Below are 24848 nucleotides of genomic sequence, written 5' to 3' on the forward strand. Positions count from 1 at the left end.
ATTCGTGACTGGAAACCTGCTCTCAATCGCTTCGCGATTGAATTCGGCGATCGCTTTCCAACTTGAGTTTTTACCCTTGACACAATCTATTTGACATACCCGATTAAAAGTATGGGTGAGATAGAGCGAAGGCAAAACCTGTCTTCACATAAAGTTCCAACTATATTCAAATCGTACTTAGTGTCCTCCCACTTATCGACTCACTCAACCGCTCTTCTCTACTCTCGCATTCCCTGATTAGAATGAACGTATTCTTTTTGTCACTTGCTTATGCCTGTTGCTGTTGCTGTTTTGATTCCCTGGTTAATTGGTGCTGGCATCAATTCAGTGCTGGCAGCGATCGCCTGGTTTGTGCCTAAAAAGCTCCTGACGCCAGCGGGTCTACTCCATGCCTGGGCATTGGGTGTGATTATCTGGGGCACGCTGGGGTGGCGTGGCTACGTGGTGATGATGTTTTACTTTTTAGTGGGATCAGCCGTGACTCGCATTGGGCTGAAACAAAAAGAAGAAGAAGGCATTGCAGAGAAGCGATCGGGGGCACGTGGTCCAGAAAACGTCTGGGGATCTGCGTTGATTGCAACCTTGTGTGCGCTGGGCGTTTACACTTTTGCTCTTAGCCCTGTAGTTGTTCTACAAAGGCTCGTGTTGCTGTTGGTCTTGGGCTATGTTGCCAGTATGAGTACCAAACTGTCTGATACCTGTGCTAGCGAGGTTGGCAAGGCATACGGCAAACGTACCTTTCTGATCACAACCTTAAAGCCTGTACCACGGGGAACAGAAGGTGCTGTTAGCCTGGAGGGGACTCTGGCAGGCATCGCGGGATCAGCCGCGATCGCCACGGTAGCCTGGGTAGTCGGTTTAATCAGTCCGATTGGTATCCCAATTTGTATGGCGGCAGCTTTTATTGCTACAACCATTGAAAGCGTCATCGGTGCAACGTTGCAATCGAAGTTTGAGTGGTTAACCAACGAATTGGTCAATGTAGTGAATACCTTGATTGGGGCGATCGCCGCTATTTTGATCGCGCTAGGGTTGCAATGGGTTTTGTTTCGCTAGCTTCGATATTACGCTCCGACATAACGGCGCAAATAGCTTTCCAGGCTCTCTAACTTTAGTCCAAACGTCGATTCCAGGGTTTCGATCTCAGCGGTCGAGCAAAAGAATTCGTTGGCTAACAGGGTTCGCAAGGTTCCTAATGCCCGCTGAGCGTTGGGGTTAAACAGCCCTAAAACCGTCCGAATGCCATCAATAGCAAGCACGGGCGGATTCAATAAAATCGGCTCTCGATTAAAAATTCGTCCGAATATTTTGGGAATATCACCCCGTTCTAAAATCTCAGGTCCACCCACTGGGAAAATTTGGTTGCGGGCGGCTTCTGTTGTGGCAGATTGGACAGCAATGCGTGCCAAATCATCAGTACTGACAATCGAGGTGCGAGCTTGAGGATCCCCAATGAGCACATAGATTCCGGTTTGACGAAACCGCTCTGCCAGAGGAATCAGGTTAGAGGCAAACCCAGAAGGGCGTAGAATCGTGTAGTTTAAGCCGCTCGATCGCAAATATTGCTCGACTGCCCACTTTGCTTTGAAAACGGGGGCGTCCTCATAACCGCGATCGGCTCCTAACACAGAAATGAATACGAAATGCTGCACACCAGCGGCTTTTGCCTGGTCAATCAGGTCGATGTTGGCGCGATAGTCGAGTTGTTGTGCTCCATTGGTTGCTTCTGCTGAACCGTGAGCACTGATGATGTATTGCACCCCCTGGCACGCTTTTTGAATATCCCGTTCTTGCTGCAAATCACCAATAAAGATGTCGGCTCCACGATGCTCTAACTCGGCATAGCGAGACGTAAGCCGGACAAAAGCTCGCACAGGTTTTTCGTGTTCCCGCAATACACGGACAATTCGCCGTCCCAGACCACCCGTTGCCCCTGTGACTAAAAACATAGCAATGCTTCCCTCATTTCTATATTGGTTACAGAACACATCAACGGAAACTCGATCGCGGTCAGTGACAACCGTCTATTGCGATCGCTGTTAAGAGAGCCAAGCTTTTGCAAAAAGACACATTACGTTACACTAACAGTGATTCACCCGTCGATCGCCTCCACATGACCTGGCCAGGGTTTGAACGTATGTAATGGCGATCGCTCTCATCCTAAATAGCTGAATGTTTTTTAATTCTAACGACAGGGAGGAAATTATGGGCTGATGCCTTCAAACCGCTTGCAAAAATTACAAATTAAAGTTCAAAAACCCTCCGTTAAAAACTATCAATACAAAATCTAAATTAAGAGTTTCAAACATCAGGAAACTTAGAAGAAATCGTTAGATATGAACTTGAATGTATTCGTGACCCAAGCTACGTTAGCAATCTTCTCAATTATTCTTGCTGAGTTGGTTCGTGACCTCTATCATTTGGCAGGACATTATTGGAAACCGTTACAAAGTTTGCATAATCTGCATCACAAAGCCTATCGTCGTGATCTAACGATGACGAGCCTAGAGATGTATTGTCGAGCGCAACTTTATAATGATGTGCCAGAGGCATTGGTTATGGCAGGGATCACGGGTTTAGTTGCGTTGATTAGTCAACAGTATGCTTTAGTTGTTGGAGTTCTCTATTCTTTTGGATTTTTAATTACTGCACTGGCGCGATCGCAGCAATTATTATTACAAACAGACTTGACTCATAAGCCTGGTGATCTCATCGAAATTCCCTCACAATGGACGGTGAATCGGACTTATCATTGGCGACACCACTTTGATCAGGGAAATGCTTATTTTTGTGGTCATTTTACATTTGTGGATAAAGCCTTGGGTACTGCGTTGTCATTGAAAGGAAAAGTTGTTGCAGTGACTGGTGCATCTGGTTCCATGGGGCGATCGCTAATCGCTGAGTTAACCAAACAAGGAGCTAGAGTTGTTGCCCTAACGTCTTCTCCAGATGTCACAATTCCGGGAACGGTTGAGACGTTGACCTGGCGTTTAGGGGCAGAGTCAGAGTTAAGCGATCGCCTCAGAACCGTTGATATTCTTATCATCAATCATGGTATTAATGTGCATGGCGATCGCACTCCAGAAGCCATTCAAAAGTCCTTTGAAGTGAATGCTATCTCAGCCTGGAAACTGGCGGAATCGTTCCTGGAAACCGTCCAAAAATCAGAACATCGAGCGATTAAAGAACTGTGGATTAATACGTCAGAAGCGGAAGTTAGTCCGGCATTTAGTCCTTTGTATGAGTTGTCAAAACGGGCGATCGGAGATTTGATTACCCTGCGTCGATTGGATGCACCCTGTGTGATTCGTAAGCTAATTTTGGGCCCATTTAAGAGCAATCTCAACCCGATTGGAGTCATGTCCCCTAATTGGGTGGCTTGGGCGATTGTAGCGTTAGCCAAACGAGATTTTCGAGACATTATTGTGACGATTAATCCCATTACCTACATTGCGTTTCCGATTAAAGAATTCTTTAAATCGCTTTATTTCAGATTGTTTACTCGATAGGTTTTGTACATCACCTATTGATGTTGCATTGGAGTCACTTAATGAAGTGGAATCCAGCCGATTATGCTAAAAATTCTGAGGCTCAGTTGAAGTGGGCACGAGAGTTGCTATCTCTTCGAGATACCCGCAAGGGGTCGCACCTTGATTTAAAGGGGCATGAAGCGATTCTAGACATGGGCTGTGGGGACGGCAAAATCACGGCTGACTTTGCCACTGCCCTGCCCCAAGGCAACGTCACTGGCATCGACAGTTCCCCTGAAATGATCGCCTATGCCACGCAAACCTATCCCTCTTCCCAGTATCCCAATCTTGCTTTTTCTTGTCTGGATGCGCGATCGCTCCCCTTCGATCGGGCATTTGATCTGGTTTTCTCCAATGCGACATTGCACTGGGTAGACGATCATTTGTCGGTACTCAAGGGCGTCAGTCGTGCCCTGCGAGATGGGGGTCGTCTGATCATCTCCTGTGGAGGACAGGGAAACGCGGCTCAAGTGTTGGACGTGTTTCGTGAGGTTGTGACGCGAGAACCCTGGAACGCTTATTTCGATGATGTTCGCAATCCCTATTTCTTTTATGGGGTAGAGGACTATCAGGACTGGCTAGCCCAGGCAGGTTTGGAGAGCGATCGCCTGGAATTGGTGCCCAAAGATATGACCCATCCCGCACCGGACGGATTTGCCGCCTGGATTCGCACTACCTGGATGCCAATCACTCACCGAGTGCCAGACGACAGTCGCGATCGCTTTATTGCTGAGTTTGTTGAAGCTTACCTGCAAGAAAACCCACCGGATTCTGATGGACTGGCTCACATTCAAATGGTGCGGCTAGAAGTGGATGCTCATCGTCCTGCAAGCTAAACTTCGCTGCTGGTTTGAGCCATCTGACATTGCGTACACAGCCCAAAGAACTCCAGGGTGTGATAGTAGATTTTGAAGTGATAGGACTGGTGCAACTGATCCTCTAACTCATGTACCGGGCATTCCTCGATGGGAATCGATGCCCGACACTGGAGACAGGTGAGGTGATGTTTGTCCTCCTGCACAGAGCTGTAAAGCGACTCACCACTGGCAAGAGTCCGCACTTGAATTGCCCCTTCTAATTTGAGCGATTCCAAAGCCCGATAGACCGTTGCTAACCCCATGGTCTGACCTTGATTCCGCAGCTCTACATAGATATCTTGAGCGGAAACAGCCTGGTTCAGATTTTTGAGCAGATTCAAGATTCGTTCTTGACTGCGAGTTCGTTGACCTTTCATGGCAAGGGGAGATACGTCACATCTTGAGTGTCTCAGATTGGGAGTGCAATCTTGAGGGGTCTGTGCCAGTGTTTGCGATTAACCCTAATTCGTCTCAATAAGCGGGAACCGATACAGAACGTCTAGTCCCATCTTAAAATGGTTCAACGTTGTTAAGGTTGTGAAATTGTTGTGAGCCAGACTTATCATGCCCAGATTTATGTGACGCTTCGTCCTTCCGTGCTTGACCCAGCCGGTACAGCCGTACAGTCTGGGTTGAAACATATGGGTTACGACAACGTGCAGCAGGTTCGCATTGGCAAATATGTTGAGGTGACTTTGACGGCCAATGATGAAGCGGCGGCTCGTGAACAACTAGACAAAATTTGCGACCAGCTACTGGCTAATCCGGTGATCGAAAATTATCGCTTTGATCTAAAGGCATTAAGCCCTCAAGGATAAAGGTAAGATGATCGATCCGTGCTAGCGATCGGGCAGGTTGCCAGTTCGTCGTGAATAATGGAGAGGTGGCATTGCAAAGCGTATGAAATTTGGTGTAATTGTTTTTCCTGGATCCAACTGCGATCGCGATGCGGCGATGGCAACTCGTGACATTTTGCAGCAACCGACGCGGATGGTGTGGCACGAGGAGAGCGATCTGTCTGATCTAGACGTGATCATTGTGCCCGGTGGGTTTAGTTATGGCGACTATTTGCGCTGTGGGGCGATCGCTCGGTTTTCGCCTGCCATGCAAGCGACCATCGACCACGCCAATCAGGGCAAGCTGGTCTTGGGGGTATGTAATGGCTTTCAGGTCTTAACCGAAGCTGGGCTGCTGCCGGGGGCACTCATGCGAAATCGCAACCTGAGTTTTGTGTGCGATCGCATCTCCCTGCGAGTGGAGCGCACCGACTTACCTTGGACGCAAGCGTATCAACAAGGGCAAGTTATCACCTTGCCGATCGCCCATGGCGAGGGATGTTATTACGCCGATGCAGACACGTTAGCTGAGCTAGAGGATAATCAGCAGGTTCTCTTCCGCTACTGCACCCCCACGGGACAAGTTACGCCTGAAAGCAACCCCAATGGCTCCCTCAACAACATTGCAGGCATCTGCAATCGCCGGGGCAATGTCGTAGGCATGATGCCCCACCCAGAGCGAGCGACCGATCCACTGTTGGGCTGCACTGATGGGCTTGTTCTGTTTCAAGGGTTGTTGTCAAAAGTGATGGCGATCGCGTAATTGCGATCATCTTTCTGGCTCTCTTTCCATTGAGTTTGTCACGGTGTAGGGTTGCAAGCGCACCCGCCGGTTTGGGTTGAGCGGAGTCAGTTGGTCTTGAGGGGTATAGGTTGGGGCTGAGTTAGTGGCTGGCTCAGCCGACTGGGCATTTTGAGCGACCTCTGTAGAGGCAAGCATTTGAGCCAATTCCGTTTGCTGCTCTAGCTGTTGTGTCGAGGAAACGAGGCTGCTCAGCCCATCCACCAAGTCTCGAATATTTTGGCGAAATTCTGGATCACCTGTTAGTTCATCCAGGTCGGCTGTGATCTTTTGAGCGTTCTCAAAGGTGGCACGCGCTGAGTCCAGCGTGCGTTGTAAGAGCAACAGATTGTCTTGGGTGCCGACTGATTCTGACAATACTCGGAGATTGGTCGAGGCTTGAGCGGCGTTAGCTGAGAGAATTTCTAAGTTTTCGATAAACTCACCGCTATCGAGTGTTGTTGAAAATTGGGACAAGAGAACCTGAAGTTGCTCACTGGCGACATTCAAGTTATCTAACGTGCTGACGAGTGTAATGCGATTAGCTGCTAATAGGCTGTTGATCTCGTTAGCTGTCAAGCCGAAGCGATCGGCTGCCAAACCGACTGAGCGGGTCGTGGCACTCGCAGAAGACGACAAGGCTGCTAGCTCTCGATCGGCAGTTCGAGTCAATCGGGTCACTTCGCGGCTCAAGGTTGCAACCCCTGCGGCTGCATCTGAAGTGTTTCTGGCTAGAGTGCGAATTTCACCAAAAAACTCTGGATCGGTCACCAGATTGGTCAACCGCACCGTGGCACTGATGAGTTCATTAAAGTTGACCCCTACTAGCCCTTCCAGGCGATCGCCGTCACAAATAATTGGGCTACCTGCACAATCTGCTGCCAGCGGGTTGGTGTCAATCTCAGCGGGCAAAACACTGACCGGGGTAATATCAACAGCCGTTTCCCCAATTAACCCTGCCTGATTTGCCTCAACCGTAGCATCACGCGGAATCAGTAAATTGGCAGGAGTAATCTCAATTTCAACATCAACCACATTGGAACCGGGCATGATGCTGGTGATCTTCCCTACATTGACCCCCCGATAGCGAACCGGGGCACCTGCTCGCATACCACCGACATTGGCAAACTCCACAATAAAGCGGTAGCTGCGGTTTCCTGGATTTAATCCGCGAATCCAGATGACCATCAAGCCAAATAAACCGAGTCCCAGTAGGATGAGCAGACCAACCGAACCCTCTCGAATCGTTCGCGATCGCATTCTTTACTTCCTCACATTGGTTGATTTAAGCAATGACCCATTCCCGGCGAGAACTTAGCCTACCACTTGAATCGGTCCTTCCACACTGCCACTAAAAAATTGGCGCACAATCGGGTGATCTGTTGTATCAATATCACTCACCGACCCCTGCCATTGCACTTTGCCTCGATACAGAAAGACAATCCGATCTGCCGTCCGTCGAATTGTACTATCCTGGTGAGTCACCATAACATAGGTGCTGCAACCGCCATGTTGACATTGCAACTCGCGAATCAAATCCTCAATCACGGTAGAGGCGATCGGGTCTAACCCTGCCGTCGGTTCATCGTAGAGTAATACCTCTGGTCTATCGTTGGGATTTTCTGGATTCTCCATAATGGCGCGGGCAAAACTGACTCGCTTTCGCATCCCCCCCGATAATTGAGCCGGATAGCGATCGCTAATACCCGGTAATCCAACCATCTCCAACTTACGCTCAACCATCTCACGAATGCGTCTGGATGACAACTTAGAGTGCTGATACAGCAAAAAACCAACGTTCTCATCCACGGTCAATGAGTCAAACAAAGCGGCTTGCTGAAACACCATACCGATGCCAACAGGGTCTTCGCCATCCTCCACCAGACCCTGTCGCCGTTTGCCCTGGATATAAATTTCTCCTTCGTCTGGAGCAAGTAATCCTGCAATGATCCGCAAAATGGTCGATTTACCTGTCCCTGATGGGCCAATCACCGCCAGTGCTTCACCCCGATAGATTGTCAGATCTACGCCATCTAGAACCTTATTCGTTCCAAATGACTTACTAACCCCTTTTAACTCAATCAATGGCTCACCCATAATACGTAACTAACAGCCTTTGGGAAAAACTAGCGTGGAGAAGGAATTGAAGTATTTAGCGAAGAACTCTGGTTAATAATGCTGTATTGCAATTTTATATAGGGAGTTTACAGAGTTCATAACGATATCGGGTGAAAAAAGTTGCATGATTCAACGAGTCTTCGTGATTCGACTGGCAAATTTAAGATTGTCTTTGACTGTATCAAATTGTTAAAACAGTTCATCGAGAGAAAAAACAGCTATAAGAACAACGTTTGGCAACCTTTTTTCTGTAGCGTAAGGGCTGCACTTCACAGAGCTAGACTTCTACCTTAACTAGTACCTTAACGAGTCGAAGGCATCACTACCCCAGTCAAGCGAGAGAAATGGTTTTACACCGAAAGATGTGAGATAAAGGATTAACCCTGGTTCAACAGGTGGCAGTGACAAGCCAGTGCGGGTTTTGCTGCCTTGCTCCATCGGAATATCCTTAGCTTGCCAAATTAGTACGGATTGACTTCCACTTGCTAAGGAATATAAGGGGACGAGAATGCTAAGTTGGGGGCGGGTGCTCCGTTTTACCTCTCGTTTCACACTCGTATTTCCGACTCATGCCTGGTATGAGTGTCAGGTTACGGTGTTTGCCACGTTCCAAAGTCGTTTGTTGCCCCTGCTTAACCATGTCAAACGGTTTATTCAAACAAGCACTACAGGTGCTCAACCGGGGATCGCGCCATCGTAGTTCTCAACGTGTGAACCACTGGTATAAGTGGTTAGCACCAGGGCTCCTGGTAAAACGCTGGTTATTGATCAGTGCAACTGGAGTCATGTTGCTCGGCTTAGGCATCGCTATCTGGGCACGCCAGGCTCCCATTTTTCGGTTGGGGCAGTTCATTGGCGATGTTTTAGGAACGATTACACGCATCGTTCCCAACTATATCAGTGGTCCCTTAGCGGTTGGATTGGGACTACTGCTTGTCTTCTGGGGGCAAACCCGTAGCCTGGGAGCTATCACTGAAGTGTTGATGCCCGAAGGGGATGAGGAACTGGTCGATCGCCTCTTGACGCATCGCCGTCTCAACCGGGGTCCCAAAATTGTTGTCCTGGGAGGGGGAACGGGCTTATCTACCCTCTTGCGTGGCTTGAAGCACTACAGCGCAAACATTACGGCGATCGTCACGGTGGCAGATGATGGGGGGTCATCGGGGCGATTGCGACGAGAAATTGGGGTGTTACCTCCGGGTGACATTCGCAACTGCTTAGCCGCTCTAGCCGATGAGGAGAAGTTACTGACAGAACTGTTTCAATATCGCTTTCGAGCAGGCAGTGGCTTGTCGGGGCATAGCTTTGGCAACTTGTTTCTCACGGTGATGAGTGAAGTCACGGGCGATTTAGAACGGGCGATCGCTGCTATTTCTAAAGTCTTGGCAGTCCGAGGGCAAGTTTTACCCGCCACCTTAAGCGACGTGCGCCTGTGGGCAGAGCTTGAGGATGGACGTTACATCGAAGGCGAGTCCAACATTACCGAGGCGGGCGGCAAAATCGTCAAAATCGGTTGCTTGCCCTCTGATCCACCAGCATTACCCAAAGCGATCCAGGCGATCGAGGAGGCAGACTATATCATCATTGGACCGGGGTCGCTCTACACTAGCGTCATTCCAAACCTGCTGGTGCCGGAAATTCCAGCGGCGATCGCTAAGCGTGACGTACCCCGCATCTACGTCTGCAATATCATGACCCAACACGGTGAAACCCAGGGTTATACCGTTTCCGACCACATTCGGGCGATTGATGCCGCTTGCGGGCTAAAACTGTTTGATGCGGTGCTGGTGCAAAAGAAGACGCCTACGGCTCAGGCGTTGATTCGCTATGCCCAAGAAAATTCTCACCCCGTTTACTTTGACCGAGAAGCGGTGATGCAGTTGGGGCGGCGTGTTGTAGTGGCTAATGTGATGTCTGAAAACCCGACGACAGGGCAACTACGCCACAACTCTGACCAACTGGCACGGATTCTGATCCGCTGGTATAGCCGAAATTAAAGATCTAAATTTTATTTTGTTGGCGATCGCACCCTTGCGTGTTACCCTAGTAAAGGTCGAAAAAGTTGGACTCAAGCCAACACTGACTCTCACTCGCGGGTGTAGTTTAGTGGTAAAACTATAGCCTTCCAAGCTATTGATAGGGGTTCGATTCCCCTCACCCGCTTATTCATAACTTCAACATTATTGCGATCGAGATCACAGTTCCTCAAAGTCCGAAACTTTAGCCTGGATCGGTAATGATTCAGGTTTAGGGGAGATCTCAATGAGACGGGCTGATCGGCATGATGATTCTTACGACAACTCCATCGCCAATCCGCGATCGCACCAAGCGGAACCTGTCACGACTCATGAACAGAAAGCCCTCTTGATGACCTTACGGGCACAACGAGATGAGGCGCAGCAGCAATACAAATCTACGCTGGTGCTCTATGAAGAAGCCCAATCGCAAGCCCAGTCTTATTTAGTTTTATACAACGAAGAGCAAGCCAAGAGCAGTGAACTGCTAGTAAAGTATGAGCAAGCTCAAGTAGAAACTCAGCATTACATCACGCTCTACAACGAATCGCAATCTCAGCTTAAGTTTGAGCGGCGATCGAAGGCAGGAATCAAGAGTTGGGAGACGCGCCGCAAACGGGAAAATGAGCGGCTCAAACAGGAGATTGGAGAGATGGCACTCCTGCTCAGGGATTCCTTAGAAAGGAAGGATGAAGCGATTAGTAATTTGGAATCCCTAGCTGATCGCATGGATCGCATTCAAAACCTGGTTGATTCTGTTGAAGACACCTCAGAGGGTAACCCCCTGGGGCTATTGCAAAAGCTCAAGCGGATCTGGCAAGCCGTGAAAGACATCCTTGCAGAATAGGGAATGACACAGCATGAGTGACGAACCGATTCCAACCATTCCCACGGCTCAAAAGCAGACCTTGGGCGATCGCATCCGGGGCATTGCCAATCAATTGAGGCAAGAAAATGATGTCCAGATCAAGGCAACCTCTCGGATTTTGGGAGCCGCCGCTCAAATCGCCCAAAACCACGATCGCCTGATTGATGAAGTGGTTGAGATGGTTGAAGAAGATCTAGACCAACAAGCCTCGATCGCTGCATTCGAGCCTTATACAGTCGAACGGCTCAAACAACAATTTCAGAAGGACTTTAAGGCAGCTAAAGCCCATTTTGGAGTCACAGCGAACGGTTGGGGAGCTTTGGTTTCTAAGCTGAATGAGCCAACTGAGAAAAGTTCTACAAAGGAAACTGCAAAAAGTTCTAAAAGAGGGTCTACAACGAGTTCTGCTAAATCCTCTAAAACTCAAGATTCTACGACACAGCGATTAGAGGCGATCGAGCGAGATATCCAAACCATGCAGGGCGATATCAACCAAATTTTGAATCTGCTGAATCAAATTGTAGGGAAGTTACCGTAAGCGTTAGCGCGATCGCCTTACGATTGGATTCATCATCTCGTGTCAGGCTTCGACTATGTCTGAAGAAACTCAGCGTAATCCAGATTCCTCCGTTACCGTCGTCATTTCTCGTCGGGTCAAACCGGGATGTGAAGCGGAGTTTGAAGCTTTTTTAACAGGAGTCATTGCAGCCTGTAGCCAGTTTCCGGGTTATTTGGGCAGCAATATCTTTCGCCCGGTGAGTGGAGATGACCCGGAGTATCGGGTGATCTTCAAGTTTGATCAACTCAGTCATCTGCGCCGATGGGAAGCCTCCGAGGAGCGGCAACATTGGTTTGCTCAAGCGGAACCGTTGACGGAAGCTCCACCGCAGATTCAGGTGTTAACGGGGTTAGAGACGTGGTTCACGCTGCCGGGGAAGCCTGCTATTACGCCACCTCCGCGTCACAAGATGGCATTAGTCACCTGGTTGGCGGTGTTCCCTTTGATCACGGTCATTTCTACCCTGCTGCAAGATTGGCTCGTGTCGTTGCCGTTGGTATTGCGGGTAATGGTTGTGACGGCGATCGCTGTTCCCACGATGACCTATGGTCTGATGCCCCAGGTAACGCGATTGTTTGCAAATTGGCTCTATCCACCCCCTCAAGCTGAACCAGAGCTAGAAAATGATGCTCTTCCTGTCTTAGAAGCCAGCGCAACAGAACCTTTGCCCATGCTTCAACCTGTGCCAACTGAGTTGGAAGTCGAAGTGATGAATTGATATGCGTATTTTTGGTCTTGGCTTCCGATAGTTCCTTAAATTCCTTCGGGCGAGGAAGCATTTCATACCGAATGTGATTGCGATCGCAATCCCTCTTATAGAGGTGAGTTTTGTGTGAGCCGCGATCGCCAAGAGTGATGGGTCATCCCGCTTAACCCATCCTGCATCTGCCATAAATACTGATACCAATTTGAATTGGCTTCGCTGCACATGATTCCGTAAGGGCGTTTCGCGAAACGCCCCTACCCAGTGATCTGCCACAATCAAACATTAAATCGGTATGAGTTGGTATCCCCTTCCAAAGAAGCCCGAAGCTCGTTGATTTGGAGGATAGCCATGACATTCAAAACCTGGAGTTTTGCGCAAGCCAATCATTCTACGACCCCAGCATCCACTCCGCCGCAAAATCTCACCCTATCGTCTGATCCAATTTTGCCCATAGCTCCTGCTGATCCACCCCCACTCACTGGCTTCGTGCTATTGCCTGCTGCTCCTTCGTTTCAAGACTTGCTGCCTGTAGACCCTCCGGTTCATATTAACGGCACTGAGATGGGCGAGACACTAATTGGCAATGGATATAACAATCGAATTTTGGGTTGGGGTGGCGATGACATCATTAGCGGCAGGGGAGGAAATGATTGGCTGGATGGAGGAACAGGAAACGATTCCTTGAGAGGCGGAGATGGAGAAGATGAGCTATTTGGATGGCTTGGTCATGACTATCTATTAGGGGGAGAGGGCAACGATGTTTTGCATGGTGAAGATGGTGATGATGGTTTAGAAGGCGATCGCGGCAATGACCTTTTGTATGGGGGAGAAGGGAATGACGATTTATTAGGAGGAGAGAATAACGATGTCTTGCATGGAGAGGATGGTAATGATGATTTAGAAGGTGATTACGGAGATGACCTGCTCTATGGAGGTAGAGGTGCTGATGACTTGTATGGAAGGGTTGGAAATGACGTTTTGCAAGGCTATGGTTTTAGCGATGGTGAAATTGATGACCTAACTGGGGGAGGCGGAGTGGATACGTTTGTCCTGGGGGATGGTCAACGGTGTTTCTACATGGGAGAGGGGCATGCCGTGATTGAAGATTTTGCGTCGAGCTTCCATGGAGATATTTTGCTGCTCAACGGTTACTCTCAGTATGAGATTAGATATCGCTATCATGAAGGTTCGGTGGGAGACTTCTTCAAAGACGGGGAGCTTTATAGCAATGGCGATCTCATTGCGCTCTTTCCATATATGGAGGTTAACGCCTATTTGGGGTTAGGTAACTTCAGATATGTGTATTCCGGGTTTGATCAGGGCTAAACCGAGATTGAGACTAAACAATATTTCACAGAATGACTACTGAACTTGACTCGCCATCCTCGCATCGTGCATCTACCACAGCCAATATCCCCTCAAATGTCTGGCGTCAAGGGGAGTTGGTGGAATTGACCATTACTGACCTGAACCACGATGGAGCCGGAGTGGGGCGTCTGGAAGGGCGGGTGGTGTTTGTGCCCGAAACGGTGGTGGGCGATCGCCTCTTAGCGCGGTTGGTGCGGGTCAAGCCCAACTATAGCTATGGCAAATTACATGAATTAATCGAATCCTCGCCGCATCGAGTGCGCCCTAGTTGCATCGTGGCGGACAAGTGCGGTGGCTGTCAGTGGCAGCATATCGACTATGCCTTTCAGTTGGAGGCAAAGCGATCGCTGGTGATTCAAGACTTAGAGCGCATTGGCGGCTTTGAGAACCCTCCTGTTGATCCAGTGTTGGCGGTTGGTGATGCGCTGCACTATCGCAACAAGGCGACCTATCCCCTGGCGCGATCGAACGCAGGACAGGTGCAGGCAGGCTACTACCAAAAAGGGAGCCATCACCTGATTAATTTGAATCAGTGCCCAATCCAAGATGAGCGGTTGAATCCTCTGTTGACGGAGGTGAAGCAAGATATACAGCGTCGTGGTTGGAGCATCTACAACGAAGAGCAACATCGGGGTAAGTTGCGCCATCTAGGGTTACGAATCGGGCGACGCACAGGGGAAATGTTGCTGACACTGGTGACAACCGATGCGGGACTAGTGGGCTTAGAGGAACAAGCCCAGGAATGGCTCGATCGCTATCCTGGTTTGGTGGGGGTGCTGGTTAACCTCAACCCCGATCGCACCAACGCCATTTTTGGCAGTGAGACTCGCCTGATTGCCGGACGACCCCACCTCGAAGAAGAGTTTGCCGGAATCCTATTTCACATTCGTCCAGAGACTTTCTTTCAGGTCAATACCGAGCAAGCTGAAGCTTTGTTGGAGGCGATCGCTCAAGAATTAGTTCTCCAGACCGATCAGGTGCTAGTAGACGCTTACTGCGGCATTGGCACTATGACTCTGTCTTTGGCGCGACAGGTCAAGCAGGCGATCGGCGTGGAAGTGCAAGCGGAAGCCGTTGAACAAGCCGCGTTGAACGCTGCATTGAATGGGTTAACCAACGTCACTTTCCAACAGGGAACTGTGGAAGAGGTGTTGCCCCGACTCGGCGTACAGCCTGATGTAGTTCTCATCGACCCACCGCGCAAAGGGTGCGATCGCGCTGTCATCGATGCTTTGTTAGCTCTCCAGCCCAGACGCATTGCTTATGTCAGTTGCAATCCCTCAACGTTGGCGCGTGATCTGAAACTGCTCTGCCAGTCCGGAGCTTATCAGTTGACCCGGGTTCAACCTGCCGATTTCTTTCCCCAAACGGCTCATGTGGAGTGTGCCGCGTTTTTACATCGGGTGATGTGAATCGGGCGAGGAAGGTCAGATCAATGGCTGGTTCATCGTCAGTTGCCAATCGACCATGGCTTGGGCATTGACTATTGACCATTGACCCCTGACCATTGACTATTGACCATTGCCAATCAACCCATGAAATTTAGCGAACTCGTAACCACGTTAGAGGCAACTACCGAGGGATTGAACCATTCTGCTGCTCAAAATCCTGAGATAACTGGAGTAGCAGCGATCGACGAGGCTCCTTCAGGAACGCTCAGCTATGTGGAAGGGGAAAAGTACGCGGGCTACATTAGCCAGACGGGGGCGAGTGCGCTGATTTTGCCACCGAATGCAGCGTGGCATCAGCAGGCGAGCGATCGCAACATCGCCTGGATCAGCACCAGCAATCCCCGGTTGTTGTTTGCCAAGGCGATCGCCCTATTTTACCAACCCTTTCGTCCACAGCCTGAGATTCATCCAACAGCGGTGATTCATCCCTCAGCGAAAGTGGGGCAACGAGTGGCGATCGGGGCGCATGTGGTAATTCAACCTGGGGTAACGATTGGCGATGACGTCTGCATTCACCCCAATGTCGTGATTTACCCAGACGTGCAAATTGGCGATCGCACCGTTCTCCATGCCAATTGTGTGATTCATGAGCGATCGCTCATTGGGGCAGATTGTGTGATTCACAGTGGAGCGGCGATCGGAGCTGAAGGGTTTGGCTTTGTCCCCATCCCCGAAGGGTGGCAAAAAATTGAGCAGTCCGGTTATGTAGTGTTGGAGGACGGAGTCGAAGTGGGTTGTCACTCAGCGGTCGATCGCCCTGCCGTTGGGGAAACTCGCGTGCGGCGCAACACCAAACTCGACAACATGGTGCATGTGGCTCATGGCTGTCAAATTGGCGAGAACTGTGCTCTAGCTGCCCAAGTCGGTCTTGCTGGAGGGGTTGTCGTGGGCAACCGAGTCATTTTAGGGGGGCAGGTCGGCGTTTCCAACCAGGCTCGTATCGGCGATGGAGCACAAGCCGGAGCCAAAGCAGGCATCCACAGCAGTGTTCAACCGGGCGAAATCGTTATGGGCATTCCCGCTGTGCCCTACAAGTTGTTCCTCAAAGGCTCCGCTATCTACAACCGTTTACCGGAGATGTATCAATCCCTGCGGCAAATTCAAAAACGGTTAGGAGGAGAGAAGAAGGAAAAAGAAGAAAGGATAAACGATGAAGGCTGAAGGATAAAAAATGGAGAGGCGCGATTTATCGGTCTGGTAAAAAAAGACAAACGATAAGAGATAAAAGGCAAAGGAAAATGGTGTAGAGGCGCAGCATTCGGTAAAAAGATTTTGAGACAAGCCGATCGCTGATGAGCCGAATGCTACGCCCTCATATTGGATAGTTGAGATTTAATTGCATTGATAAAGATAGGCATCATAGCCATTGACGTACCGATGGTGGTTTTCATTCGCCACACATGCTTGCCCCTCAGGATTAACAGGAGCGTGAAAGTTAACTGCCCATAATTGAAAGGGTCTGGGCATGGTTGTCAAAGTGCGATCGAGCGTTGCTGTGGCAGGACAATCAACGGTACAGCGGGCTTCGTCTTGATGGACTAAGAGAAATTGAGGTGCGGTGTCCGGAGAGTTTTTCTGACGTTGCCATTCCCACCCAAGACCCATCATTTCCCCCACTTGCACCAGCGTATTGTGAGTGGTAGCAATCAGAATCGGTTCTTGTGATTGCTGCATCAGGGGCACTAACCGATCGGGACGATAGTATTTTTGATAGCCCAAATTATTCACAACGGTTAATCCACCTGCAAGCCCCATGATCAAAATGGCGATCGCCACGCCTCTAGCGACACGAGTAGGGGTCTGCCACAATCCAGTCATGCCAACCCCAAACAATGCAACTACTCCCGGAAAGTAGACAAAGGAATAGCGAGCCCCACGGGTTAAATCGTTGCCAAAGCCATAGGTGATCCCAAAGAATAGGGCGATCGCGCTGACCACAAAACCACCCAAGATGCGAATTGCAGAGCCTCTATCAGGATGGGATCGCTCCCGTTGAAAACCACGCCAGAGTGTGGGTATAGCCGCCCAAAAAAAAGCAATCATCAGCACCACAGAGACGACTGCCAGCGGCAACCAACTCGCCTCTACAGGTAACAGCATCCACATCGTTAGCCATGTCCCAAACCATTGAAACAGTGGCTTGATCAGCGCGAACACATGGAAGCGATCGCCCGACTGAATCCACTGCGTAATGTCACGTTGATGCACCGTGAGCCAGATTGGAGCCCAAATGGATGCAGTGACCCCAGTTCCAAGTGCGACGGCATAGAGCCTTTGCCAGGGCGATCGCAATAGAGGGTTGCGATCGGCACGGTACTGTTGCAGAGCGAACCCCATGAATGCCAGGGCGATCGCCGCCAGCGTCAACCCAAAAAAATAATGAGTAGCCATTCCTAAACCATTGACTCCAATCCACGCACCACATAACCACAACGGCGGTGGAATATGAGAACGGAGATAACGTTCAGCTAGCACCAGACAGACGAGAGATGCAATCACCCACAACATTGCCAGGGTATAGTGCCGTGCCTCCTGCGCCAGATAAACGCCATAGGGAGCCACTGCCATGAATGCAGCGGTAGTATGGCTTAGCAACAGCCGTTGTTGCCCTCGTTCGATCAGATACCCCAGCCCAAACATGGCAGGGATGGTAAGCACTCCCAATAATGCTGGCAGCGATCGCGCCACTGCAATCGAAACCAAACCCGTGGTGGGAGAGAACCAGTGCATCCACAGATGTGCCAGAACAAAGTACAGGGGGGGATGGACATCGGCGGTTAGAAGCTGCTGGACAACATCCTGAACCGTAGCCTGTGGTCGTAGTTGCAACGGTTGCAAAAGAGTCTCTAGCGAGATTGCCTGATCAAGGGGGACTGTCTCAAAGCTATGCCCCAAGCTAAAAACTAGGGTGGCAAATTCGTCAGTCCACGGCGGCTTAGTGTCCAATCCAGTAAAGCGAATCGCAACCCCGATCGCCGTCCAAAGTAACAGTCCTGTCAGATGCAATCCGGCAGACGAGGATCTCCAATTTGACCTAAAACTCTTCAAAATGAATGCGCTCAATCACAGGTGTAGAGAATTCGGCTCAAGAGGTTGAGTCGTGTCTAACAGCGATCGCCCCATTGGGGGTCGAACGTTGAATATTTGGAAATCCTGCAACCTCTGCCAGGGTATAGAGCGGTCTACCCTTGACCTCCTCATAAATGCGTCCGATGTATTCGCCCAAGATGCCAATACTGATCAGTTGCACGGCTCCCAAAAAGAAAATGGCAACGGCAATAGTGGCAAACCCGGTTAAGCGGGAGTTTGGGTCAAAGAACCGCCAATACAGGACAAGAACGACCATCAATAGGGCGATCGCCGCTGCAATTAACCCTACATAAGTTGAGAGCCGCAAAGGAACCTTGGAGAACGACACTAAGCCGTTAATTCCTAACGACAGGGATTTCCGGAAGGTATATTTGACCTCCCCGGCAAACCGAGGGTCGCGCTCAAACCGAATCGCGGTTTGACGAAAGCCAATCCATGCCCGCAACCCCCGAATATAGCGATTGCGTTCCGGCATCGCATTCAGAACACTCACAACCTGCCGATCCATCAGACAAAAATCACCCGTATCGGTGGGAATATCGACATCCGCAAGCCGGGTTAACAACCGATAAAACACATAGGCAAACCCACGTTTTAACAAGGATTCCTGACGACGTTGAGTGCGTTGAGCGTAAACAACGTGATAGCCCTGGTGCCACTGCTCCGCCATGTCCAAAATTAGTTCAGGCGGATCTTGCAGATCCGCATCCATCACAACTACCGCCTTACCCCGTGCAAAGTTGAGTCCCGCCGTCACTGCGATTTGATGCCCAAAATTGCGAGCAAAACTGAGATAGCACACACGACTGTCCTGCTGGCGCAACGCCTGAATCATGGCAAGAGAGCGATCGCGACTGCCATCATCCACAAACAGCAACTCAGCGTCCCCATCCAGTTGTTCCATCACGGCACTGACCCGACGATACAGTTCCGCAATATTCGCTTCTTCGTTGTAGATTGGCACAATTAAGGAGTACAAGGGCTCCATAGTCTCTCATCCCGATGGCATTGAGTAAGATAGCTTTGGTCAGAAAGCTTAGGACAGAGGCAGTAGCTCAAATACTGATTCTGCGAGAGCTTTCTGACTCGCCTCCGCCCCATCGAATGTGGCTACGGCTATAGCAGCAGAACTGGGAGACTCAGGATCAATCGTCCTTACTCCATTGCCTGCTGGATCAAACCACAGAGCAAGGCTGTGAATGACATATCCTATCAGATTCAACCAAAGTAGGGTTAGCGTAAGACCTTACAATAAGGGCGTATCAATTTCATCCAGCAATGACAAAAAGGCGAGGTTGTCCCACCAAAATTCATGTCATCGGTTTCACCATTTGCCCTCTAATCTGGGCAAATGTGTTGCTGTTGAGTGAACTAGGATTAGCCACAACTGCCAGTGACTATCGCTTGCAGGGGTTGCGCTTACGAGAACAGGGACGATTCCCGGAAGCGATCGCCGCATTGCAAAAATCCGTAGACCTTGAACCCGAAAACCTTTCTGGTCGCGTCACCCTCGGTTGGACGTTGCATTTAGCTAATCAGGGGCGGCAAGCCGCAGAGATCCTCCAAGCCAACCTGCAAGAACAGCCCTTCGATGTGCCCACCCTTAACGCTTTGGGCATTGTGTATTTGGTGAATGACGACCCGGTTGCAGCCGTTTTTACCCACGCTAAAGCAGCCCTGGTTAAGTCCGACAATGAAATTGCCTACTACAACCTGAGCCTTGCTCTACAGCGTCTCCAACACTACGATTGGGCGATCGCCACTGCCCTCAAAGCCATCGAGTTAGAACCCGACAACCCGCACCCTCGCGTCGCTCTGGCAATCGCACAATGGGGTCAAGGAAAAGCGGCGATCGCCCAGGCAACCTATCGAGAGACGATTAATCTAGACAACCGCTACCAAAACCTTGCCCATCTAGAACACCTAAATCAAGCAGGCTTTAGCCCCGCTCAAATTGAGGAAACCAAAGCCATTCTTGAGTCACTCCTTAAAGGATGAAGGCAGAAGGATAAAGGATAAAAGCAGAGGATAGAGAAGCAAAGAGCAGAAGATTTACAGTTCTTCCTCACTCTTCTTTTTGCACTGTCTTCGTCAATCCTTCATCCTTTAGCCTTTACCGTGAAGCCGTCGGCTGTTGCCCTCTCACACAGTTCAACACCCTCAACGTTGCTGCTGCCGCATAATTCCGCAATGCTGGGCTATTAGGCGCAAACGTTGTCCCCGTCTCATTGACCGGAGATGCCACACCGCAATATCCAGACAACTGGGTGACGAGCTGAGATGACCAGTGGTTGTTGATATCCGAGAAAGCGACAGGCTGTTGAGTTTGACGTAACTCAGTTCCTCGACTTTGCAAGGTCTGACCATACTCCGCTGCACGCCGTAACACGGCAATCAACTCTGCACGAGTCACGGGTTGGCTCGGACGAAACGTTCCATCCTGATATCCACTAACCAGGTTCAAATCGCGTGCCGCTTGAATCTTCGCTGCACTCCATCGGGATGCTGACACATCTCGATAGGGGTTTCCACTGGCTTGTTGTGGAATGACGATCGCTGGAGCCGCTGGATTAGTGCTAGGTACTTGACGCAACGCATCCAACACCATCGACACCAGTTGTTCACGAGTCAATGGTGACTGTGGACGGAAGGTGTTGTCTTCGTAGAAGCCGGAAATGAAACCTAAGCCCACCGCTTGCTGAATTTCACTCGCATACACATCACCCGTGATGTCACGGAAGGTGACAGGCGAAGGCGTGGGAGTGGGTACTGGAGTTGGCGTTGGCGTGGGAGTGGGGGCAGGAGTTGGAGTCGGTGATGGTCTTGGAGTGGTCGGGGTAGGACTCGGAGTTGGATTGGGAGCAGGTAAAGTGCCCTCAAACGTTAGATAAACGTGTCCCAACACTCGGTTATCAAAGGTACGCTTTGTGAAACGCCAACCTGGATTCAAAGCCAACTTGGCAAATCCTGTTGTTGTCCCGTTTGCCCGCGCAATCACTAACTCAGGCTCTTGTCGATTGCGGGGTGTACCGACCAACAGCAACTCATTGTTGCGGTTGACCACTCGCAGGCTATATTGCAGGGCTAAGTCCTGCCCATTCACCCGAATGGAATAGCCATTACTGTCTGTACTTCTGCCACAAATGCCTGTGAAGTCAAAGTTGACGAGCAGAGGGTCAATCGTTACGGGATTGTTCCCCGCCTCATTCCAGCAGGCACGAGCGTTAGAGACTTGTTCTAACACCAAAAGTTGGTGAGCTGCACCGCCGCGCACCGGAGCCGCAACGGCGACAAATTTATTTTGATCTACTTCACGTTGCCCAAATCCAGGGGTGGTGGGTCGTGCTGCTACATCAAACCCTGCGATCTGGGGAACATTGGGAGCTGAGTCAAGGCTGACAATGCCACTGCCATCAAATTGCAGGATGATATCGTAGGTGCCATTTTCAAACTCGGCTGTAACCACTGCAATCGAGGTGTTAGATGATGCATTTAATGGCGTCACACGGGTACGAACCTGTTGCCGAAACGCTCCATTAGCATTGGTAATGTCTTCCCAGTTTTGTTGGAGGCTGGCTGAAGTGAGAGTTTCACGGACAGCCGGGCTGTAGCTCTGCAAGGCCGTTTCAAAATCGTTACCAGTCAGCAGATCGACAAACTGTTGAGCCGCGGAAGCAATGTCCGTGGACTGAGCGATTAATCTGTTAGAAGATTGACCAACGGGGGTAGACTGAGGGGTAGATTGCTGACTAAGCGCAGGAGGCAAAACACTTGCTGCTAATATGGCTGGCAGCAGCAATAAAGGGGTGCACTTTTTCATGGATATTTCCTAATAGACTCTGAGTATAGTGCTAGAGTACTATGACGAATATAGCTACAGTTTGAGCCTCCTAAATTCCTTAATGTGCCACCCCTTAATGCGCCACAGGGAGCAGCAATTTTGCTCGCCACAATTCTGCTCGGCACAAAAATCGACTGTATTGGCTAATGAGCACTCGTTGGGCAGCGTCTGGTAAGCGTTTTGCAATATCATAACGAGCGATCGCAAATGCCAAAATATGAGCCACGTCGATGGGAACTCCGACTTCAATCAGTCGTCGCCAGTAAATAGGAACAATTTCACGAATGGGCTGTTGGTTAGTTTTAGCTCTAGTGACGGTAGTTTTCACGGAAAACACTCCTGACTCGTACCTCTTCAATATCAGGTTTTTTACTGAGGCAAGTCGTGATTGATGTATGCCAGGATGTGTGACTTTTTTGGGGCGATCGCGTGATACACACTATCACTGAGGTGTGACAGCTTCCCCAAAAATCCGTGATTTAAATCACTCAGAAAATAAAGCCAACAAAACGGGTCATCTTTGAAACTGATCTATTTCTTAAAATGTAAAGAAGTGTAAAGTTAGGTTTCGAGACAGCCATTAAACGCGCGACCAGTCGCAAAACCTCTGAGATGGTGTGTAACAGCCGTTTCATCGCCAGCTACGGAAGCGGTGTCTGCGTAAGTGCTTGTCCTTGCCTACTCCAGCATTACAACCCTCTTCACGAATGCAGTTGCCGCTACAGAACGACCCACAATAATTCTGCCGATTAATAATCTGTCGCTTGCCTCTACTGCTCCAGGAATTGAGGGAATCCGTGTTTCTGCGGAAGTCCACTAGAAGCCCTTATGAATAATCCCGTAGATCAACGATTTGTATAAGCAGAATCTCTCAGGAGAATAGACACATTCTCAATGAAAGGTGTCTTTCTGATGGCTATCCAATCCTCCCCACGCTCCCACGGGATTGAGCTTTTAATCGCTTATCACCAAAATCCCTCCGTCGAAGTTCGTAACAAGTTAGTCCGGCTTAACGCAGGCTTGGTTCGCAAGATTGCTTATCGCATGAGCTGTCAATCGACAGAGGCGTATGAGGATTTGGAACAGATTGGTTATTTAGGTTTGATTCGTGCGATCGAACGGTTTGACCCCAATCATGGTTGTGCTTTCAGTTCCTTTGCTGTGCCCTATATTCGCGGAGAAATCATGCACTTCTTGCGCGATCGCAGTTGCTCTATCCGAGTCCCTCGTCGCTGGCAAGACCTGAACCGCCAGGGGCAAAAAATCCGTGAAGAGCTGTCTAAAACATTGGGTCGTCAGCCTAGAGATCACGAGGTTGCTGAGCGGTTGGAGATTTCCAACGCAGAGTGGCAGGAAATTCGATTGGCAACCCAAAACCGCTCTCTATTGAGCCTGGACGCCACGATTAATCAACAAATGGATTCTTCCGTCACTCTGGGCGATACCTTGCCTGACCCACATTATCAAACGTTGCAACTCTGGGAAGAAGATCGACAACAGGTGCAACGGGCACTGAGCCAGTTAGAGGAAACCACTCGCGCAGCGATTGAATACGTTTATTACGGCAATCTTTCGCGCAAAGAGGTCGCCGAGAAAATTGGTGTGAGTCCCATGACGGTTACTCGCCGCATTCAACGAGGCATCCACCAGATGATTGCCATGCTCCAACCCCAGGCTTCACCCACAGAACCCTAAGTCCATCCATGTTGATGGCTTGTTCGTGTTCTCTCAATCAGGGTGTAGGCTGCCCATTTGCAAGTTGCAATTAAGCGACTACTTAATCAAAACTAGTCAGCTGCCAGTATTCTTCTTCACTGATATTGCCATTCTCAACCCACTCTTTAACGATCCCCATCAAGGCTAAAATGGCGATTTCACGATCGACAAATTGATAAGCAGCGAGCAACACGTCATCTAGTGTTGAATACGCTAAACCATCGTTACAGAAGTCAGGAAACGTAGGGGGATAGCACTCAAAACTAAATTCGTCGTTGCTCATTACGATTGTGATAACCCAGCCGTGGTAGGCAACTGACTTTGGTTCGATTTTTAACATGGTTGTACGGACGAAAGGCATCCTAAGGGTAGTTTTAGAGAGATTTCAAGCAGATAGGCTTGAGTTATATCTCATAAATTGAGTGTTCCCACGTAAATCAGGATTTGCTCATGACCCCTTGGAAAACTTCATTTACAGAACTCGTCATCTCAAATCCCTTTCTTTCCGTCCCCCCCAGTCGTTAAAATACAAGCGATATCGAATCATCGCTCTGAAATCACCGCCATATTATGAGTGTAATTAGCCAAGTCATTCTCAATGCCGATGATGAGCTACGCTATCCTAGCAATGGCGAACTCAACTCCATTAAAGAGTTCTTTAAAACTGGGAATCAGCGGATGCGAATCGCCTCGACTCTTGCTGAAAACGAAAAGAAAATTGTTCAAGAAGCCAGCAAACAACTCTGGCAAAAGCGTCCTGACTTTATTGCTCCGGGTGGCAATGCCTACGGCGATCGCCAGCGTGCTCTCTGCTTGAGAGACTATGGTTGGTATCTGCGCCTAATTACCTATGGGGTTTTGGCAGGAGACATCGAACCGATTGAAAAGATCGGTTTGATTGGTGTCCGTGAGATGTATAACTCCCTGGGTGTGCCTGTTCCGGGCATGGTTGAATCCATCCGCTGTCTAAAGAAAGCATCTCTGGGCTTGCTAAGTGATGAAGATGCTGCAACGGCGGCACCCTATTTTGATTTCATCATTCAAGCTATGTCTTAATAGTCGGCTTGCTTTTCCCTTGGGCTTAAAAAATGTGTTTAATTGAATAAGTCGAA

At 49.7% G+C, this 24848-nt stretch carries 28 protein-coding genes and 1 tRNA gene; 19 read left to right on the forward strand and 10 right to left on the reverse strand.

The window, feature by feature from the left end; genetic code table 11:
* The first annotated feature begins 270 nt into the window (after positions 1–270).
* Positions 271–1056 (forward strand): TIGR00297 family protein, encoded by a 786-nt coding sequence (locus H6G89_RS22785; protein ID WP_190510710.1) that lies wholly within the window; start codon positions 271–273, stop codon positions 1054–1056.
* A gap of 8 nt (positions 1057–1064) precedes the next feature.
* Here H6G89_RS22785 and H6G89_RS22790 read toward each other — a convergent pair whose 3' ends face one another.
* Positions 1065–1949 carry an SDR family oxidoreductase gene (locus tag H6G89_RS22790; RefSeq protein ID WP_190510712.1) on the reverse strand — a complete coding sequence of 295 codons (885 nt, stop codon included), beginning with the start codon at positions 1947–1949 and terminating at the stop codon, positions 1065–1067.
* Between the two features lie 24 nt (positions 1950–1973).
* Here H6G89_RS22790 and H6G89_RS22795 point away from each other — a divergent pair, with 24 nt between their 5' ends.
* The 3 genes from H6G89_RS22795 (at position 1974) to H6G89_RS22805 (ending at position 4366) form a co-directional block, all read left to right on the forward strand.
* A complete protein-coding gene (locus H6G89_RS22795) occupies positions 1974–2117 on the forward strand; it encodes a hypothetical protein (protein ID WP_190510714.1) in 144 nt (47 codons plus the stop codon).
* Between the two features lie 237 nt (positions 2118–2354).
* On the forward strand, positions 2355–3509 hold the full coding sequence (locus H6G89_RS22800; RefSeq protein WP_309230084.1) for a bifunctional sterol desaturase/short chain dehydrogenase: 1155 nt from the start codon (positions 2355–2357) through the stop codon (positions 3507–3509).
* A gap of 41 nt (positions 3510–3550) precedes the next feature.
* On the forward strand, positions 3551–4366 hold the full coding sequence (locus H6G89_RS22805; RefSeq protein ID WP_190510718.1) for a methyltransferase domain-containing protein: 816 nt from the start codon (positions 3551–3553) through the stop codon (positions 4364–4366).
* On the opposite strand, the gene H6G89_RS22810 is transcribed toward H6G89_RS22805, so the two are convergent.
* Positions 4363–4764 (reverse strand): Fur family transcriptional regulator, encoded by a 402-nt coding sequence (locus H6G89_RS22810; RefSeq protein ID WP_190510720.1) that lies wholly within the window; start codon positions 4762–4764, stop codon positions 4363–4365. The genes H6G89_RS22805 and H6G89_RS22810 overlap by 4 nt on opposite strands.
* A gap of 171 nt (positions 4765–4935) precedes the next feature.
* Between H6G89_RS22810 and purS the strand changes: the two genes are divergently transcribed.
* Both purS and purQ read left to right on the forward strand, forming a co-directional pair.
* Positions 4936–5205 (forward strand): phosphoribosylformylglycinamidine synthase subunit PurS, encoded by a 270-nt coding sequence (gene purS, locus H6G89_RS22815; protein WP_190510722.1) that lies wholly within the window; start codon positions 4936–4938, stop codon positions 5203–5205.
* Positions 5206–5287: 82 nt separating this feature from the next.
* On the forward strand, positions 5288–5986 hold the full coding sequence (gene purQ, locus H6G89_RS22820) for a phosphoribosylformylglycinamidine synthase subunit PurQ (protein ID WP_190510724.1): 699 nt from the start codon (positions 5288–5290) through the stop codon (positions 5984–5986).
* Positions 5987–5992: 6 nt separating this feature from the next.
* Here purQ and H6G89_RS22825 read toward each other — a convergent pair whose 3' ends face one another.
* Together H6G89_RS22825 and H6G89_RS22830 are read right to left on the reverse strand one after the other, a co-directional pair.
* Entirely contained in the window at positions 5993–7264 is a 1272-nt protein-coding gene (locus tag H6G89_RS22825; protein WP_190510726.1) for an MlaD family protein, read from the reverse strand.
* A gap of 54 nt (positions 7265–7318) precedes the next feature.
* Positions 7319–8101, reverse strand: coding sequence for an ABC transporter ATP-binding protein (locus H6G89_RS22830; RefSeq protein ID WP_190510728.1), 783 nt, complete (start codon positions 8099–8101; stop codon positions 7319–7321).
* A gap of 529 nt (positions 8102–8630) precedes the next feature.
* Between H6G89_RS22830 and H6G89_RS22835 the strand changes: the two genes are divergently transcribed.
* The 9 genes from H6G89_RS22835 (at position 8631) to lpxD (ending at position 16250) form a co-directional block, all read left to right on the forward strand.
* Entirely contained in the window at positions 8631–8822 is a 192-nt protein-coding gene (locus H6G89_RS22835; RefSeq protein WP_190510731.1) for a hypothetical protein, read from the forward strand.
* Positions 8761–10119 carry a gluconeogenesis factor YvcK family protein gene (locus H6G89_RS22840; protein ID WP_190510733.1) on the forward strand — a complete coding sequence of 453 codons (1359 nt, stop codon included), beginning with the start codon at positions 8761–8763 and terminating at the stop codon, positions 10117–10119. The genes H6G89_RS22835 and H6G89_RS22840 overlap by 62 nt, the downstream gene beginning before the upstream one ends.
* A 95-nt stretch (positions 10120–10214) precedes the next feature.
* Positions 10215–10285 (forward strand) — tRNA-Gly (locus tag H6G89_RS22845).
* Positions 10286–10384: 99 nt separating this feature from the next.
* Positions 10385–10984 carry a hypothetical protein gene (locus H6G89_RS22850; RefSeq protein WP_190510734.1) on the forward strand — a complete coding sequence of 200 codons (600 nt, stop codon included), beginning with the start codon at positions 10385–10387 and terminating at the stop codon, positions 10982–10984.
* Positions 10985–10997: 13 nt separating this feature from the next.
* Entirely contained in the window at positions 10998–11543 is a 546-nt protein-coding gene (locus tag H6G89_RS22855; protein WP_190510736.1) for a hypothetical protein, read from the forward strand.
* A gap of 55 nt (positions 11544–11598) precedes the next feature.
* Positions 11599–12282 carry an antibiotic biosynthesis monooxygenase gene (locus H6G89_RS22860; RefSeq protein ID WP_190510738.1) on the forward strand — a complete coding sequence of 228 codons (684 nt, stop codon included), beginning with the start codon at positions 11599–11601 and terminating at the stop codon, positions 12280–12282.
* Between the two features lie 336 nt (positions 12283–12618).
* Complete coding sequence (locus tag H6G89_RS22865) at positions 12619–13596, forward strand: calcium-binding protein (RefSeq protein WP_190510740.1); 978 nt, start codon at positions 12619–12621, stop codon at positions 13594–13596.
* A gap of 32 nt (positions 13597–13628) precedes the next feature.
* The gene (rlmD, locus tag H6G89_RS22870) at positions 13629–15050 is read left to right on the forward strand and encodes a 23S rRNA (uracil(1939)-C(5))-methyltransferase RlmD (protein ID WP_199336889.1); all 1422 of its coding nucleotides are present in this window, start codon (positions 13629–13631) and stop codon (positions 15048–15050) included.
* A 123-nt stretch (positions 15051–15173) separates the two neighbouring features.
* Positions 15174–16250, forward strand: coding sequence for a UDP-3-O-(3-hydroxymyristoyl)glucosamine N-acyltransferase (gene lpxD, locus H6G89_RS22875; protein ID WP_190510743.1), 1077 nt, complete (start codon positions 15174–15176; stop codon positions 16248–16250).
* 171 nt (positions 16251–16421) lie between these two features.
* Here lpxD and H6G89_RS22880 read toward each other — a convergent pair whose 3' ends face one another.
* Genes H6G89_RS22880 through H6G89_RS22890 form a run of 3 tightly spaced genes read right to left on the reverse strand, consistent with a single transcriptional unit; the run spans position 16422 to position 19401 of the window.
* Complete coding sequence (locus tag H6G89_RS22880; RefSeq protein WP_242060084.1) at positions 16422–18137, reverse strand: glycosyltransferase family 39 protein; 1716 nt, start codon at positions 18135–18137, stop codon at positions 16422–16424.
* Between the two features lie 37 nt (positions 18138–18174).
* Positions 18175–19167, reverse strand: coding sequence for a glycosyltransferase family 2 protein (locus tag H6G89_RS22885; protein WP_190510744.1), 993 nt, complete (start codon positions 19165–19167; stop codon positions 18175–18177).
* A gap of 48 nt (positions 19168–19215) precedes the next feature.
* Complete coding sequence (locus H6G89_RS22890; protein ID WP_190510747.1) at positions 19216–19401, reverse strand: hypothetical protein; 186 nt, start codon at positions 19399–19401, stop codon at positions 19216–19218.
* 56 nt (positions 19402–19457) lie between these two features.
* On the opposite strand from H6G89_RS22890, the gene H6G89_RS22895 reads away from it, so the two are divergent.
* Complete coding sequence (locus tag H6G89_RS22895; RefSeq protein WP_190510749.1) at positions 19458–20177, forward strand: tetratricopeptide repeat protein; 720 nt, start codon at positions 19458–19460, stop codon at positions 20175–20177.
* Between the two features lie 115 nt (positions 20178–20292).
* Here the strand turns inward: H6G89_RS22895 and H6G89_RS22900 are convergent, their stop codons facing one another.
* Positions 20293–21999 carry a DUF3747 domain-containing protein gene (locus tag H6G89_RS22900; protein WP_190510752.1) on the reverse strand — a complete coding sequence of 569 codons (1707 nt, stop codon included), beginning with the start codon at positions 21997–21999 and terminating at the stop codon, positions 20293–20295.
* A gap of 94 nt (positions 22000–22093) precedes the next feature.
* Positions 22094–22348, reverse strand: a complete 255-nt coding sequence (locus H6G89_RS22905) for a hypothetical protein (protein WP_190510754.1) — start codon at positions 22346–22348, stop codon at positions 22094–22096.
* A gap of 336 nt (positions 22349–22684) precedes the next feature.
* On the opposite strand from H6G89_RS22905, the gene H6G89_RS22910 reads away from it, so the two are divergent.
* Together H6G89_RS22910 and H6G89_RS22915 are read left to right on the forward strand one after the other, a co-directional pair.
* Positions 22685–22840, forward strand: coding sequence for a hypothetical protein (locus H6G89_RS22910; protein WP_190510756.1), 156 nt, complete (start codon positions 22685–22687; stop codon positions 22838–22840).
* Positions 22841–22932: 92 nt separating this feature from the next.
* On the forward strand, positions 22933–23715 hold the full coding sequence (locus H6G89_RS22915) for an RNA polymerase sigma factor SigF (protein WP_190510758.1): 783 nt from the start codon (positions 22933–22935) through the stop codon (positions 23713–23715).
* Positions 23716–23797: 82 nt separating this feature from the next.
* Here H6G89_RS22915 and H6G89_RS22920 read toward each other — a convergent pair whose 3' ends face one another.
* Entirely contained in the window at positions 23798–24076 is a 279-nt protein-coding gene (locus H6G89_RS22920; RefSeq protein WP_190510759.1) for a hypothetical protein, read from the reverse strand.
* A gap of 230 nt (positions 24077–24306) precedes the next feature.
* On the opposite strand from H6G89_RS22920, the gene H6G89_RS22925 reads away from it, so the two are divergent.
* Positions 24307–24792: an allophycocyanin subunit alpha-B gene (locus H6G89_RS22925; RefSeq protein WP_190510761.1), complete on the forward strand. Its 486-nt coding sequence runs from the start codon at positions 24307–24309 to the stop codon at positions 24790–24792.
* Positions 24793–24848 lie beyond the last annotated feature (56 nt).

The sequence above is a fragment of the Oscillatoria sp. FACHB-1407 genome, assembly GCF_014697545.1.
Lineage (GTDB): Bacteria > Cyanobacteriota > Cyanobacteriia > Elainellales > Elainellaceae > FACHB-1407.

Bases quoted from the DNA above. Each gene is read 5' to 3' on its own strand.
- H6G89_RS22785 (WP_190510710.1), top strand. From the start codon at position 271: ATGCCTGTTGCTGTTGCTGTTTTGATTCCCTGGTTAATTGGTGCTGGC.
- H6G89_RS22790 (WP_190510712.1), bottom strand. From the start codon at position 1,949: ATGTTTTTAGTCACAGGGGCAACGGGTGGTCTGGGACGGCGAATTGTC.
- H6G89_RS22805 (WP_190510718.1), top strand. From the start codon at position 3,551: ATGAAGTGGAATCCAGCCGATTATGCTAAAAATTCTGAGGCTCAGTTG.
- H6G89_RS22810 (WP_190510720.1), bottom strand. From the start codon at position 4,764: ATGAAAGGTCAACGAACTCGCAGTCAAGAACGAATCTTGAATCTGCTC.
- purQ (WP_190510724.1), top strand. From the start codon at position 5,288: ATGAAATTTGGTGTAATTGTTTTTCCTGGATCCAACTGCGATCGCGAT.
- H6G89_RS22825 (WP_190510726.1), bottom strand. From the start codon at position 7,264: ATGCGATCGCGAACGATTCGAGAGGGTTCGGTTGGTCTGCTCATCCTA.
- H6G89_RS22830 (WP_190510728.1), bottom strand. From the start codon at position 8,101: ATGGGTGAGCCATTGATTGAGTTAAAAGGGGTTAGTAAGTCATTTGGA.
- H6G89_RS22835 (WP_190510731.1), top strand. From the start codon at position 8,631: ATGCTAAGTTGGGGGCGGGTGCTCCGTTTTACCTCTCGTTTCACACTC.
- H6G89_RS22840 (WP_190510733.1), top strand. From the start codon at position 8,761: ATGTCAAACGGTTTATTCAAACAAGCACTACAGGTGCTCAACCGGGGA.
- H6G89_RS22850 (WP_190510734.1), top strand. From the start codon at position 10,385: ATGAGACGGGCTGATCGGCATGATGATTCTTACGACAACTCCATCGCC.
- H6G89_RS22855 (WP_190510736.1), top strand. From the start codon at position 10,998: ATGAGTGACGAACCGATTCCAACCATTCCCACGGCTCAAAAGCAGACC.
- H6G89_RS22860 (WP_190510738.1), top strand. From the start codon at position 11,599: ATGTCTGAAGAAACTCAGCGTAATCCAGATTCCTCCGTTACCGTCGTC.
- H6G89_RS22865 (WP_190510740.1), top strand. From the start codon at position 12,619: ATGACATTCAAAACCTGGAGTTTTGCGCAAGCCAATCATTCTACGACC.
- rlmD (WP_199336889.1), top strand. From the start codon at position 13,629: ATGACTACTGAACTTGACTCGCCATCCTCGCATCGTGCATCTACCACA.
- lpxD (WP_190510743.1), top strand. From the start codon at position 15,174: ATGAAATTTAGCGAACTCGTAACCACGTTAGAGGCAACTACCGAGGGA.
- H6G89_RS22885 (WP_190510744.1), bottom strand. From the start codon at position 19,167: ATGGAGCCCTTGTACTCCTTAATTGTGCCAATCTACAACGAAGAAGCG.
- H6G89_RS22895 (WP_190510749.1), top strand. From the start codon at position 19,458: ATGACAAAAAGGCGAGGTTGTCCCACCAAAATTCATGTCATCGGTTTC.
- H6G89_RS22900 (WP_190510752.1), bottom strand. From the start codon at position 21,999: ATGAAAAAGTGCACCCCTTTATTGCTGCTGCCAGCCATATTAGCAGCA.
- H6G89_RS22915 (WP_190510758.1), top strand. From the start codon at position 22,933: ATGGCTATCCAATCCTCCCCACGCTCCCACGGGATTGAGCTTTTAATC.
- H6G89_RS22920 (WP_190510759.1), bottom strand. From the start codon at position 24,076: ATGTTAAAAATCGAACCAAAGTCAGTTGCCTACCACGGCTGGGTTATC.
- H6G89_RS22925 (WP_190510761.1), top strand. From the start codon at position 24,307: ATGAGTGTAATTAGCCAAGTCATTCTCAATGCCGATGATGAGCTACGC.